The sequence below is a fragment of the Bacillus sp. LR_5 genome (genome assembly GCF_042709275.1).
This window is the reverse complement of sequence record NZ_JAVAXX010000185.1, coordinates 1-13322: the sequence shown is the minus strand read 5'-3', so window position 1 is coordinate 13322 and position 13322 is coordinate 1. Positions and strand designations below refer to the sequence as shown.

The following is a 13322-nucleotide window of genomic DNA, read 5'->3' as shown; positions in this document are numbered from 1 at the left end:
AATGTCCGACTATGGGTGAGCAATGGAACCGCACGTGTACGGTTTTTTGTGATATCAGCATTGCTTGCTCTTTATTTGAGCGGGCAATGCTTTTTTTATTCTCATAACGGAGGTAAGACAAGATGGAAGCACTGAAACGGAAAATAGAGGAAGAAGGCGTCGTATTATCTGATCAGGTATTGAAAGTGGATTCTTTTTTGAATCACCAAATTGATCCGCTGCTTATGCAGAGAGTTGGTGACGAATTTGCGTCCAGGTTTGCAAAAGACGGTATTACCAAAATTGTGACAATCGAATCATCAGGTATCGCTCCCGCTGTAATGACGGGCTTGAAGCTGGGTGTGCCAGTTGTCTTCGCGAGAAAGCATAAATCGTTAACACTCACCGACAATTTGCTGACAGCGTCTGTTTATTCCTTTACGAAACAAACAGAAAGCCAAATCGCAGTGTCTGGGACCCACCTGTCGGATCAGGATCATGTGCTGATTATCGATGATTTTTTGGCAAATGGACAGGCAGCGCACGGGCTTGTGTCGATTGTGAAGCAAGCGGGAGCTTCTATTGCGGGAATTGGCATTGTTATTGAAAAGTCATTTCAGCCGGGAAGAGATGAACTTGTGAAACTGGGCTACCGAGTGGAATCTTTGGCAAGAATTCAGTCTTTAGAAGAAGGGAAAGTGTCCTTCGTACAGGAGGTTCATTCATGAGAAATGGATTCGGCAAAACGCTGTCTTTAGGGATTCAGCATGTTCTTGCCATGTATGCCGGCGCTATTGTTGTTCCTCTGATTGTTGGAAAAGCAATGGGACTGACTGTCGAGCAGCTGACTTACTTAGTATCGATTGATATTTTTATGTGCGGTGTGGCTACACTTCTGCAAGTGTGGAGCAACCGATTTTTTGGGATCGGGCTTCCGGTAGTGCTTGGATGTACCTTTACAGCTGTATCGCCGATGATTGCGATTGGATCTGAATATGGGGTTTCAACAGTTTACGGCAGCATTATCGCTTCAGGCATTCTTGTCATTTTTATTTCATTTTTCTTTGGAAAGCTCGTATCGTTTTTTCCGCCGGTCGTGACAGGCTCTGTTGTTACGATTATCGGTATTACACTGATGCCGGTTGCCATGAATAACATGGCCGGCGGAGAAGGAAGTGCAGATTTCGGAGATCTCTCCAACCTTGCTCTTGCTTTTACCGTATTGAGTATCATTGTGCTTCTATACCGTTTTACAAAAGGCTTTATCAAGTCCGTCTCGATTTTGATCGGTATTTTGATTGGCACCTTCATCGCTTATTTTATGGGGAAAGTTCAATTTGATAATGTTTCGGATGCGGCAGTTGTTCAAATGATTCAGCCATTTTACTTCGGCGCGCCGTCTTTTCATGCAGCGCCTATCATTACGATGTCCATCGTTGCAATTGTCAGCCTTGTGGAGTCAACTGGTGTTTACTTTGCTTTAGGTGACCTGACAAACCGCCGTTTGACAGAGAAAGATTTGTCTAAAGGCTATCGAGCTGAAGGACTGGCTGTGCTTCTGGGCGGTATTTTTAACGCTTTTCCTTATACGGCATTCTCTCAAAATGTCGGGCTTGTTCAGCTCACAGGGATCAAAAAAAATGCCGTCATTGTGGTCACAGGTGTGATACTAATGGCATTTGGGCTGTTTCCAAAGATCGCTGCTTTTACGACCATTATTCCATCCGCTGTTTTGGGCGGTGCAATGGTGGCGATGTTTGGAATGGTGATCGCTTACGGAATTAAAATGCTCAGCCGCATTGATTTTGCGAAACAGGAAAATCTGCTGATTGTTGCCTGCTCAGTGGGATTGGGGCTCGGTGTGACCGTTGTGCCGGATATTTTCAAACAGCTTCCGAGTGCCTTAACGCTGCTTACAACGAATGGCATTGTGGCGGGCAGCTTTACTGCAGTCGTCTTAAATATTGTATATAACGTTTTTTCTAAAGCTAAAAAAACAGAACAAGAAGCTGACCTCGCTGAACAAAAAACAGCAGTCTAACTCCGCCGCGGCGGAGTTTTTTTGCATATAAAAAAGATTGTTGCGGCACAATGTATGCAAAGAGGTGATCGCATGGCGTTTATTTTATCCATTGGAACAAGTCTTCCTGCGTATAATGTAAACCAAGAGAAAGCGGCCGAGTTCGCCCGCTATATGTTTCAGCATTCTTTTAAGGATATTGACCGGTTGTTATCCTCCTTTAAAAACGGGCAAATCTATTCGAGACAGTTTGTTAAGCCGATTGAATGGTATAAAGAGGGGCACAGCTTTGAAGAAAAAAATCAAATATACATAGAAGAAACACTGAAACACAGCAGAGCGGCTGTTCGTGAGTGCCTCTCTCATCCGGAATTTTTTCAAGAAGCCATTCCTTATGAGAAAGTGGAAGCTGTTTTTTTCGTCTCCAGTACAGGTCTTTCCACACCGAGTATCGAGGCGCGGCTTATGAATGAACTTCCGTTTTCTCCATATACGAAGCGGATTCCGATTTGGGGGCTTGGCTGTGCAGGAGGAGCCAGCGGACTTGCGCGTGCAGCCGAATACTGCAAAGCGTATCCTGAGGCTTTTGTGCTTGTCATTGCTGCCGAGCTGTGCAGCCTGACATTCCAGCCGGAAGATAAAACGAAAAGCAATCTGATTGGCACCTCGCTTTTTGGTGACGGCATTGCCGCAGCTTTATTATGCGGAGAGAAGGCGGACCGCAGGATGTCAAAGCTGAAGCTTGCGCCGAAGATAATGGACGCCCAATCTGTTTTGATGAAACAATCAGAAGATGTCATGGGCTGGGACTTTACCGATCAAGGATTCAAAGTCATTTTCTCACGAGACATTCCGACCTTGGTGGAAAAATGGCTCAAAACAAATGTACAGATTTTTTTGGACAAACATAAGCTGTCATTCCATGATATCAGTGTTTTTTTGGCGCATCCAGGCGGAAAAAAAGTGATCGATGCATACATCAAAAGTCTCGGGCTGTCGTCAGAAAAGCTTTCATCTGCGCAAAGCATTTTGCAAAAGCACGGAAATATGTCTTCAGCTACAATCTTGTATGTGATCAAAGACCATCTGCAGAACGGACATAAAAAGGAAGCTGAACGAGGAATGATTGGCGCATTAGGGCCGGGTTTCTCATCAGAGTTGCTATTATTCAGCTGGGAAAAGGAGGCCTGACTCATGTTTTGGTTGTTGATCGCCATTCTCATTGTTCAAAGAGCAGCAGAAATGGCAGTGGCCAGGCAAAACGAACAAAAGGTAAAGAAGCAAGGAGCAATTGAATTTGGCGAGAGCCACTATCCGTATATCATTACGATGCATATCCTTTTTTTCCTGTCCTTAATTGCCGAGGTGCTGCTGATGAATAAACAGCCGTCCAGCTGGTGGCTCGGTATCGCTGCAGTGATTTTAAGCGTACAGATCGTACGGTATTGGGCGCTTTGTTCCTTAGGGGCATATTGGAATACGAAAATCCTTGTTGTTCCAGGTGTAGAGCTTGTAAAAAAAGGTCCATATAAATGGATGAAACATCCAAACTATGCCGTTGTTATACTTGAAATTTTGCTGATTCCGCTGCTTTATCAAGCATACGTCACCATGTGTCTGTTTTCCATTTTCAATGCCGTGTTGTTAAGCGTCAGAATTCGCGCAGAAGACAAAGCATTACAGGAATACAGCGTAAAATAGCGATTGAAAATCATTCTCAACCATGTTAAAATGAATTTGAAAAAGATTCTCAATCAGGATGGTGAAGCAAATGACTATGCTGTTTTTGCTTGGAGCGGTTTGTACATATAGTGTATTAATTGGTTTTGTATTAAAAGGAATCTCTAATAAATCTGTTTGATGAATCTGGAACTTGTAAAAGTTGCAGATTTTCTTTTATAGAAGCTGCCGTAATGGCGGCTTTTTTCTATTCTCCTAAAGAAATTTGGTTTATTCTTGTGTAAAATGAAAAGGGAATGAATTCAGATCTTTCGAAAAAGGTTCACAATTGAAACGGCACAAAGGGGTTCAGACTTATGACAGATCAAAACAGAAAAGAGCTTTTGCATAAAACTGGGGAACTTTATAAGCAATTTATTGAGAATCAAGATGAACAAAGGGCTGCTAAACTGGCTGCGGTCATGAAAAAAGCGGCTGATGAAGAGGTTTATATCGCGTTTACCGGGCATTATTCAGCGGGAAAATCGTCACTGCTGAACTGCCTGTTAATGGAGAATATTTTGCCGACAAGCCCGATTCCGACAAGCGCTAACCTTGTTGTGATCAGAAACGGGGAAAAGCGAGTTCGGCTTCATACAACAGACGGAGCGTGTGCTGAGCTGGAAGGGGCTTACCAGAAAGACAAGGTGCAGCAATATTGTAAAGACGGGGAACAGATTGAAAGCGTCGAAATTTTTGACAGGTATACTGAGATCGATTCCGGGGTTGCGTATATGGATACTCCAGGGATAGATTCAACAGATGATGCTCATTTTCTATCGGCTGCTTCTATTCTTCACCAAGCGGATGCGCTGTTTTACGTCGTTCACTATAATCACGTGCACTCTGAAGAAAATGTAAAGTTTCTCAGATCAATAAAAGAAAGCATTCCGAATGTGTATTTTATCGTCAATCAAATTGACCGCCATGATGAGACGGAGACGAAATTTGGAGACTATCAAGCGCAGGTAGAGGAGATGCTTTGCAATGAAGGGATTTCAAGGGAAGCACTCTATTTTACATCAGTAACAGAACCGGATCACCCGTTCAATCAGATGGGGGCCCTGAGAGAAGAGTTAAGAAGAATAGAACAGCAATCAAAAAGCAATATGCAGGCTTTAACGGAACAAAAAGTCCGTAATCTGCTAAAGGAACATACGGAAATGCTGAAGAAAGACGAAACAGGCGCTCCGAGTTTCGCTGAACAGCTTAATATCCAAATTGGACTGGTCCAATCGCTGCGTGATCAATTGAATGAGGCCGAAAAACAAACGACTGAGGCAGAGACGAGGATGCAGGAAGAAATCAATCGTATTTTAAAAAACGCAAACCTGACGCCTTTTGAAATGCGTGAATTGGCGGCTGCATTTTTAGAATCACAAGAGCCTTCTTTTAAAATCGGCTTTTTCTTTTCTAAAGCGAAAACTGCACAGGAAAGAGATAAAAGGCGGAATGCTTTTTTCTCTGATGTGGCAAAACGAACAGAGGCCGAAGCGGATTGGCATATAATAGACACGCTTCATAAACTCGCCAAGGCATTTGATGTCTATACTGCTGAAAGTGAAAAGCTGATTCAGGCCTATCGCACACCGCTTGATATAAGCATCATTGAATGCGCGGTCAAGCATGGTGCAGCCTTTTCCTCTGAATATGTATTGCAATATACAAAAGACTTGGCAGAGCTCATCCGGAAAGAGGCGAAAAGAGAAGCCGCAGACATCATAAAGGTGCTCTCCGCTATGGTGAAAGAGCGTGTTTCCAAAGATGTGCAAACAATTAACGACCGGCTCGTCCAAGAATCAGAAAAACTTGTCTTTCTTCAAGAACAGGCGCGTTTAGAGAATAATGCCCGAGAGAAAACCGATCGCCTGTGGGCCATTTGGGAAGAAGAGTCCGCATGCCCAATGCATATAGACACAGAATGGTTTAAATCGAAGAAAACAAGAGTGGCGGCTCCAGAGCAGAAACAAGGCCGAAGCCAGCTGACGGCGCAGCCGATGCCGAAATCAGAAATCAAAATGGAACAAGAAATGCCGCTTCAAGACCAAATCAAACGCTTTTACACTTTGTCTGACCTTTTAGGCGAATGCAGCATGTTGTTAAAGCAAACTTCAGCGTTTCGTGAAAGGGTGAAAAGGCTTGAGGAACGGAAATTTACACTCGCTCTTTTTGGAGGCTTTAGCTCGGGGAAATCATCATTTGCCAATGCGCTTGTCGGCGAAAGAGTGCTGCCATCCTCACCAACGCCAACCACAGCGACAATTAACAAGATCACAAAGCCAATCAATGGCAACTTAAACAAAACAGCGGATGTAGTGTTTAAGACAGAGGATGACATAACGGCTGAAATTTTGCAGCTCACCGGAATACCAAAGGAACCGGCAGGCCGTTCCTTCACAGAGAAGTGGGAAAAGGCAGTCAAAAAAAACAGGCTGCAGGAAGAACACGTGAAATTGATCAGCAATTTCCTGCTTGCATATGAGAAGTATCAGCAGTATATACAGGAACAGAAGAAATTAACGATTCCGCTATCTGAATTAAAGCCGTATGTAGCAGAGGAAACAACGGCCTGTGCTGTGAAAGAGGTAACGGTCTACTATACATGCCCGCTCACTGAAAAAGGGATTACGATTGTTGATACACCCGGCGCGAGCAGCATGAATAAACGGCATACAGAACTGGCATTCCAATATATCAAAGATGCCGATGCATTTTTTTATATGACTTATTATCAGCACTCTTTTTCAAAAGGAGACCGTTCATTTTTGCGAAAGCTTGGACTTGTGAAAGAATCGCTCAGCATGGATAAAATGTTTTTTATTATTAATGCTGCAGACCTTGCAAAAGATAAAACAGAACTCGAAACAGTGACCGATTATGTCAGCGCAGAGCTTGTAAAAGAAGGGGTTTATGAACCGCAGCTCTTTACCGTATCAAGTAAGGAGGAACTGGTGGGAAAACCGGAGTCATTTTACAATCAGTTCTCAAAAGTAAGAAAACACTTAGACCGGTTTATCGAAGTGGACGTAAAAAAAGCGTCAGCAGCGCAGCTCAGTTCGGAGGCAGACAAACTATGCGAAACCGTTTTTCAGCTTCACCAATCCCAGCATCAGTCCCGAGAAGAGAAGGAAGCGCAGAAACAGCGCCTTATGCTGTCATTTGAGCGGACAGCGGCCGATATCGAGAAACGGCGGAACTCAAATACCATCATTGAAAAAGTAAAAAAAGATACAAGAGAGCAGCTATATCACATTGCACAGCGATTATCATATTTTGCAAATGATTTATTAAAATCGGCATTTCATCCTGGACTGCAAAACGGGGATTGGAAAAAGAACGTCAGTAAAGCGATGACAACAGCCTTACATGAATATCAATTTGAATATATTCAGGAAATCAAAACGCTTGATGTTCGCATGAGCGGTTTCATCGAACGGCATATCAATGAAGAATGGCTGGATCAATTTCAAAAAACATTAAACGAGGACGGTTATTTTTCCGTTTATGCGGGTGATCAGCATTCGAACGGCATACAGTTGAAGGAAGTTGAACCGGAAATAGAAGAACGTGCTTTTGAGCAGGAACTAAAAGAGGTCAAATCACCGAAGCAGTTTTTTGAGCAGAAAGGAAAAGCGGCCTTTATCGAAGCTGTACGGATGAAACTTACGAAAATCACAGAGGCATGGATAAAAAATGAAGAAGAAAGCCTGATCTCTCATTACACAGCTCACCTCAGACGCTTACAGGAAGATATGGGTGAAAAAGCAATCGCGCAAATAACGGATCAAAAAGAGACATATTTAAGAGGATATGCGGAAGGGGAACATGCGAAAGAGATTGAAATGGCGTACCAGGCGTGCATCTCCTGGAAAAATTCAGACAATACAATAAAAATGTAAAATTCAGTTGGCTTGTATTTCAAGTCATGATAGACTAAATAGAAAAAAGCGAGATGAACGATTAATGTCAGAGGTACATAAAGCAATTTCAGCACATTCATCAAAACAGCACGAGCATATCAAAGCATTTATGCGTCTTGAAAATATGCGTGAATTGGCGATTGAAGAAGCTGTTGCTAAATGCAGAAACGATGAGCCTTATACTACAGATGCAATTAATGAAATTACCGAGCAAATGAATCAGCTCGCTAAAAAAGGCATCGTCCCGACAAGACGGCTTGTATCAAAAGAAATGGTCAGAGAATACGTAAGCCGCATGTAAGCTGGATGATCCTGTCGCGAGTGAACCTCCTGCCGGAAGCATATACTATATGCATCCGACGTAAGGGGGGATTCATGTTGGGCAGAACAAAGCTCGGAAACAGAAATGCACAGGCGAATAACAATGCCAAAAAGAAAAACGGATTTCAAACCCATTTTGACTCTTACGCAGGACGCGAAGCTGAAAAGCTGATCGCCAGCAACAAAAGACACAACGATTGATAAATATCCAAACAGTATCTCTAATTAAAGAGATACTGTTTTTTATTTTTGGGCTGCTTATGATAAAATAGAAGGAATGAAAGAAAAGGGAGTTATTTGATGAATAATAATAAACTATTGCTGGTTGACGGCATGGCTCTTTTATTCCGGGCCTTTTTTGCCACGGCCGTACATCGCAACTTTATGATAAATGACAGCGGGGTGCCGACGAATGGCGTCAACGGCTTTTTAAAGCATTTGATTACAGCTGTGGAAACATTCCAGCCGACACACGTCGTCTGCTGCTGGGACATGGGGAGCAAAACGTACCGAAATGACTTGTTCCAAGATTATAAGGCTAACCGCAGCGCGCCGCCTGTGGAGCTGATTCCGCAGTTTGATTTGGCAAAGGAAGCAGCCGCAGAGCTTGGAATTATGAATATTGGCTTTGCCGGCTATGAAGCGGATGACTGTATCGGTACTCTTGCCGATTTATTTGCGAATGAAGCGGACATTACGGTCGTAACAGGAGACAGAGATTTACTTCAGCTGTTAACGGATAAAGTAAGCGTTGCTTTGCTTCAAAAAGGAATCGGAAATTATAAAGTCTATACAAAAGAGACTTTTTATGAAGAAACAGGCGTAATGCCGAAGGCTTTGATTGATATTAAAGCGCTTATGGGAGATTCCAGTGATAACTATCCCGGAGTCAAAGGGATTGGAGAAAAAACAGCCTACAAACTGATTCGTGAATACGAAACGATTGACCGTTTATTGGAAAATCTTTCTCTTCTTCCAAAAGGACAGCAGGGAAAAATTCAGCAAGGTTTAAGCGATTTGGAGATGTCGAGGAAGCTTGCGGAAATTCATTGCTCAGTGCCGCTGGCCTGCACACTGAAAGACGCTTTATTTACTTTGCAAATGGAGCAGGCGGCTGACATGCTTCGCCGCCACCAAATCAAAGGAATTGAGCGTATGCTTGAAAAGCTGAACGCTAGAGAGATCGTTTAGATCTTCTCTAGCGTTTTGTATTGCTTTTTTTTGCTCTCTCCTCAAGCTCTGTTTTAGGGTCATTATGTGTATTGCCTTCCAGGTCGCCTTGCGGAGTAACACCGCCGGTCAGCCGGCCTTTATCTTTCTTTTTCATGTTAGTTCACCTCGCCATTAGGATGAACCAATGATCAAGATTTAATTCTTTTCATTCAGCCGAATCGCTTCTTTTGCCAGAAGATCGGCTTTTTGGTTTTGCTTGCCCGGTATCCATTTGATGAAAAAAAGAGGGAATGCCGCTTTTAATCGGATGATTTCTTCTACGAACGGTTGAAACGTTTTATTTTTAACCATTTCAAGCTCAGTGGCGCGTTCCACAATATCTGAATCGGTTCGAAAGGAAACCGATTGATACCCGCGCGTTGCACATAGCTTCATCCCTTCAATTAATGCAAGAAATTCCGCTTCTTGATTTGTATGCACTCCGATTGGAATAGAGAAGGATTCTGCTGTTCCCTCATGTTTGATAAAAATGCCGATACCGGAAGGTCCGGGATTACCAGCGCTTGCGCCGTCTACGTATATTTCTGTAGGCATTATGAACTCCTTTCATCTTTAGGTATCATTTTTTTGGCTGCATAAGCATAAGGCAATGAAATCAAAGATACCGCAAACTTAATCAAATATGTAGAAATAAAAATATGAAGCCACACGCCTGCCGGATAAATGCCGAGAAAGGCGACTGCAGTGAATATGAATGTATCAAACAGCTGGCTGACTGCTGTACTGCCGCCGTTTCTGAGCCATAAAAGCCGATCAGAAGGAAATATCCTTCTAATTGCCGAATATACATAAACATCCAGCGTTTGGCTGAAGATAAAGGCAAGCAGACTTCCTAACGCAACTCGCGGAAGGAATCCGAAGATCGTTTCCAGCGCTGTTTGTGATATGTCGCTGGAAGCCGGTTCGAAAAGCAGCACGCCCTGCATGACAAATGTCAGCGTCAGGAGCGTTGAGAATCCGAGCCATACCGCTTTTCTGGCTTCAGCTGGTCCGTATTTTTCATTCAGCACATCTGTCGCAAAAAAGATTGTGCCATACATCACATTCCCGAGTGTCGCTGTTAAGCCAAACAGTTCCACTGTTTTGACGACTTGGAGGTTGGCGCAGACTGTCGCAAAACCGATCCAAACAAACAGCCCCATTTTGCCAAATCCTTTATAAAATAAAAGAACAATGATAAAATGAATGATCGCAAAAAAGATCCAAAACGAATTATTAAACAAGATGAAAAAGCTTCCTTTCCGGGGTAAGATTGGTTTGATTATAGCATATGCCCGGCAACTAATGAATGGTAAGGTGATTGTAATGAAGCTCAGACCGCATTTGAAAATAGAAGCAAAAGGAACGGGATCCGTCTCATTTTTTAGCGAAGACTGGCTGACAGCACAGCAGGCACGTATGCTTGCCAGAGAACTTGGCCGTTTTCCATACATGAAGGAGCTAGAGTTCGAAGACGAGAAAGGCGGCAGCTGGACGCTGAAGGAATTGGAAAAGCTGACAGAGGAGCTTGCTCAAGAGCCTGATGACATTACTGTTTATTTTGACGGCAGTTTCGATAAGGAGAGCGAATTGGCCGGTCTCGGGATCGTCATCTATTATTCATTGGGAGGAACCCGGCATCGCTTGAGAAAAAATAAAAGCTTCCGGCTGAAAACCAATAATGAAGCTGAATACGCAGCGCTTTATGAAGCAATAAGAGAAGTAAGAGAGCTTGGGGCAAGCAGAAATTCAATTACAATCAAAGGGGACTCGCTTGTTGTGCTGAATCAGCTTGACGGCAGCTGGCCTTGTTATGATCCATCTCATAATGAATGGCTCGACAAAATAGAAGCACTCCTTGAATCGCTGAAGCTTACTCCAACCTACGAAACGATACAACGAAAAGACAATCAGGAAGCTGACGGCCTCGCTAAAAAAATTCTATCCCATCAATTCGTAGAAAGCCACACGAAATTAGACCGTAACGGAGATGACGATATTGGATAAGAAAATGATCTTTAAAGAACTGACAGAACTGCACGATGAGTATTGCAAGGACTGTTTTATTAAGAAGCAGTTTCGCAAAGAATTTGGCAAAACTTATGCGCATTCATTTTGTATCAATAAATGTACGGTTGGTGAAAAGTTGAAACAATACGGAGATGTCTTAACCAATCACTAAAAATAAAAACCGCAGAAGCTGCGGTTTTTATTCTTTAAATTCATCCAGCTGATGCTCGCTATCATCTAGCAGCTGCTGTTGCTGCTTTACAAATTCAGGATCACCGAGAGCTGCCAGCTCTTCAGATTGTGACAGTTCTCTAGCATCCTCAATGGCTTGGTATGCAGAGTCGACTAATGTTTTGCTTTGGCCTCTCGTCGCGGCTCCTGTTGTTTTCTGCGCTGTTTCCACCGCTAGTTCCAGCCGCCGCTTATCCGTAAAGCCAGTCTGATCCTCATTATGAAATTCTGAAGTCACAAAAAACACCTCCGCCATTATTTTGCAGAGTTTTTTTGAAATTTATGTACCAAAATAGAAAAGAAAATAAAAATAAGCCGATATAACTATTGAACCAGAATAAATAGGACTGTTTTACTATTTGAGGTATCTTGATAGAGAAGGGGAACGCAGCTATGGATGATAAAGACTTGAAGTTGATCCTTCACAAAACATTTATAGAAATATACAGTGATTTAGAAGAACTGGCGGATATCGCGAAAAAAGGAAAACCATCAATGGAAAAGTATGTTGAAGAGATTGAACAGAGGTGTAAACAAAACATTTTGGCGATTGAAATCCAGATGAAAATCAAATAGGAGAGGCGAATGCCTCTCCTCTATTTGTCATCTCATCATCATGTATTGAGTTTAGAGTTTTACAACATTAGAAGCTTGAGGTCCACGATTACCTTCGACAATTTCAAAAGAAACTTCTTGTCCTTCTTCTAATGATTTGTATCCATCTCCTTCGATAGCTGTGAAGTGAACAAATACATCGTCTCCGCCTTCAACTTCAATGAAGCCGAATCCTTTTTCGTTGTTGAACCATTTTACTTTACCGTTTTGCATATTGCTTAATTCCTCCTAGTACTGTAGCACTCATGTGCTAAAAAAAATTTTGTCATCATCTAACTTTGATTCATTGTTAAATGATGGTTCAACTATACACCATCTGGGAGCACCCGTCAAGTTTCGAAACGGCTTATTTTTCAAAAGAAGGGGAAGTTTCATAAAAAAATGTAACCGCTTTTATTAATGGCTGAATATAAATAAAAAGAGCACACGATTTTCGTATGCTCTCAAGTACGCCATTACGATAGCACTTTGGCTTTTTGTTTGGCGGTCATCATTTCTGATTCCTTCAGGATATCCTCTAAAATCACTTCAGAGGAGTTTGCTAAATGAAGGTCCTTAATGTTTTTCTTCATGCGATGCAAGGTATCTTCATCTGCAAGAAGGGAAGTGACTGACTCGAGAATCTCTTCATGACGGTTCACAACGATGGCAGCTCCGCGGTCTTCAAAGAAGTTTGCATTTTCTTTTTCCTGTCCAGGCACGGGTTTGTACAGAATGACAGGCACTCCAATGGCTGTGGCTTCTGTCAAAGTAATGCCGCCGGGCTTGGTAATCATGCAATCTGTGATCCGAAATAGCTCATCAATGCGCTCCACATAGCCCAGAACTTTTAATTTGTCACCATTTTCCGCTTCAAGCGCACTCAAAGATTCTTTTAAAGCCGTATTTTTCCCGCACACGACAACTACTTGCACTTGGTCATCCTTGACAAGGTTTTCGCACAGCTCTTTTACGTTCTTTAATACACCGTGAGCACCTGCCATGATCAGAAGCACTTTTTTGTTTGGTGAAAGATTGTACTTTTTATATATCGGGCCAACAGGCATGGATTCTTCAAATTGCGGCCTGATTGGAATTCCTGTGATTTTTACATTGCTTGGATGAGTGCCGATCTCCAGCAGTTTTTCCTTCACGTAATCTGTCGCCACATAATATTTATCCACGTTTTCGTGAACCCAAATTTTATGAAGACAAAAATCAGTCATAACGTTGAAGGTAGGAATGACTCTTCCAGTTCGGCGTCTGTATTCCGGCACGACGATCATCGGAAATGTATTAATAATAATATCGGGCTG

The 13322-nt window shown here is 42.7% G+C and carries 19 protein-coding genes; 12 read left to right on the top strand and 7 right to left on the bottom strand.

Annotation, left to right across the window (positions count from 1 at the left end):
- The first annotated feature begins 122 nt into the window (after positions 1-122).
- The 9 genes from xpt (at position 123) to exnP (ending at position 9150) form a co-directional block, all read left to right on the top strand.
- Positions 123-707, top strand: a complete 585-nt coding sequence (gene xpt, locus RAC86_RS26395) for a xanthine phosphoribosyltransferase (RefSeq protein ID WP_015714142.1) — start codon at positions 123-125, stop codon at positions 705-707.
- Positions 704-2020, top strand: coding sequence for a xanthine permease PbuX (gene pbuX, locus RAC86_RS26390; RefSeq protein ID WP_015714141.1), 1317 nt, complete (start codon positions 704-706; stop codon positions 2018-2020). Before xpt ends, pbuX begins: the two co-directional genes overlap by 4 nt.
- Before the next feature lie 72 nt (positions 2021-2092).
- Positions 2093-3190 carry a type III polyketide synthase BpsA gene (gene bpsA / locus RAC86_RS26385; RefSeq protein WP_029726798.1) on the top strand — a complete coding sequence of 366 codons (1098 nt, stop codon included), beginning with the start codon at positions 2093-2095 and terminating at the stop codon, positions 3188-3190.
- A gap of 3 nt (positions 3191-3193) precedes the next feature.
- Positions 3194-3700: an alkylpyrone methyltransferase gene (bpsB, locus tag RAC86_RS26380; protein ID WP_004398552.1), complete on the top strand. Its 507-nt coding sequence runs from the start codon at positions 3194-3196 to the stop codon at positions 3698-3700.
- 70 nt (positions 3701-3770) lie between these two features.
- Positions 3771-3860: a Fur-regulated basic protein FbpC gene (fbpC, locus tag RAC86_RS26375; RefSeq protein WP_100069434.1), complete on the top strand. Its 90-nt coding sequence runs from the start codon at positions 3771-3773 to the stop codon at positions 3858-3860.
- Positions 3861-4035: 175 nt separating this feature from the next.
- Entirely contained in the window at positions 4036-7617 is a 3582-nt protein-coding gene (dynA, locus tag RAC86_RS26370; RefSeq protein ID WP_377886189.1) for a dynamin GTPase, read from the top strand.
- A gap of 64 nt (positions 7618-7681) precedes the next feature.
- On the top strand, positions 7682-7939 hold the full coding sequence (locus RAC86_RS26365; protein WP_003230757.1) for a YpbS family protein: 258 nt from the start codon (positions 7682-7684) through the stop codon (positions 7937-7939).
- A gap of 74 nt (positions 7940-8013) precedes the next feature.
- Positions 8014-8160, top strand: coding sequence for a hypothetical protein (locus RAC86_RS26360; RefSeq protein WP_003230761.1), 147 nt, complete (start codon positions 8014-8016; stop codon positions 8158-8160).
- A gap of 99 nt (positions 8161-8259) precedes the next feature.
- On the top strand, positions 8260-9150 hold the full coding sequence (exnP, locus tag RAC86_RS26355; protein ID WP_003230763.1) for a 5'-3' exonuclease ExnP: 891 nt from the start codon (positions 8260-8262) through the stop codon (positions 9148-9150).
- Between the two features lie 7 nt (positions 9151-9157).
- On the opposite strand, the gene sspL is transcribed toward exnP, so the two are convergent.
- The 3 genes from sspL to RAC86_RS26340 are packed head-to-tail and all read right to left on the bottom strand — an operon-like array spanning position 9158 to position 10415.
- Entirely contained in the window at positions 9158-9286 is a 129-nt protein-coding gene (gene sspL / locus RAC86_RS26350; protein WP_003218255.1) for a small, acid-soluble spore protein L, read from the bottom strand.
- 41 nt (positions 9287-9327) lie between these two features.
- Positions 9328-9726 carry a reverse transcriptase-like protein gene (locus RAC86_RS26345; RefSeq protein WP_015251853.1) on the bottom strand — a complete coding sequence of 133 codons (399 nt, stop codon included), beginning with the start codon at positions 9724-9726 and terminating at the stop codon, positions 9328-9330.
- Complete coding sequence (locus RAC86_RS26340; RefSeq protein WP_014477139.1) at positions 9726-10415, bottom strand: queuosine precursor transporter; 690 nt, start codon at positions 10413-10415, stop codon at positions 9726-9728. The genes RAC86_RS26345 and RAC86_RS26340 overlap by 1 nt, the downstream gene beginning before the upstream one ends.
- A gap of 82 nt (positions 10416-10497) precedes the next feature.
- Here RAC86_RS26340 and RAC86_RS26335 point away from each other — a divergent pair, with 82 nt between their 5' ends.
- Together RAC86_RS26335 and RAC86_RS26330 are read left to right on the top strand one after the other, a co-directional pair.
- Entirely contained in the window at positions 10498-11178 is a 681-nt protein-coding gene (locus tag RAC86_RS26335) for a ribonuclease H family protein (protein ID WP_014477138.1), read from the top strand.
- Positions 11171-11353 (top strand): zinc-finger domain-containing protein, encoded by a 183-nt coding sequence (locus RAC86_RS26330; protein WP_004399003.1) that lies wholly within the window; start codon positions 11171-11173, stop codon positions 11351-11353. The genes RAC86_RS26335 and RAC86_RS26330 overlap by 8 nt, the downstream gene beginning before the upstream one ends.
- 27 nt (positions 11354-11380) lie before the next feature.
- Here the strand turns inward: RAC86_RS26330 and RAC86_RS26325 are convergent, their stop codons facing one another.
- Positions 11381-11650, bottom strand: a complete 270-nt coding sequence (locus RAC86_RS26325; RefSeq protein WP_029318010.1) for a DUF2564 family protein — start codon at positions 11648-11650, stop codon at positions 11381-11383.
- A 155-nt stretch (positions 11651-11805) separates the two neighbouring features.
- On the opposite strand from RAC86_RS26325, the gene degR reads away from it, so the two are divergent.
- Entirely contained in the window at positions 11806-11988 is a 183-nt protein-coding gene (degR, locus tag RAC86_RS26320; protein ID WP_003230774.1) for a transcriptional regulator DegR, read from the top strand.
- A gap of 51 nt (positions 11989-12039) precedes the next feature.
- On the opposite strand, the gene cspD is transcribed toward degR, so the two are convergent.
- The 3 genes from cspD to RAC86_RS26305 form a co-directional block, all read right to left on the bottom strand.
- A complete protein-coding gene (gene cspD / locus RAC86_RS26315) occupies positions 12040-12240 on the bottom strand; it encodes a cold-shock protein CspD (RefSeq protein ID WP_003230776.1) in 201 nt (66 codons plus the stop codon).
- Positions 12241-12270: 30 nt separating this feature from the next.
- Positions 12271-12402: a hypothetical protein gene (locus RAC86_RS26310; protein ID WP_119899525.1), complete on the bottom strand. Its 132-nt coding sequence runs from the start codon at positions 12400-12402 to the stop codon at positions 12271-12273.
- 80 nt (positions 12403-12482) lie between these two features.
- The coding region (locus RAC86_RS26305) for an MGDG synthase family glycosyltransferase (RefSeq protein ID WP_377886187.1) at positions 12483-13322 on the bottom strand (840 nt) is incomplete at its 5' end.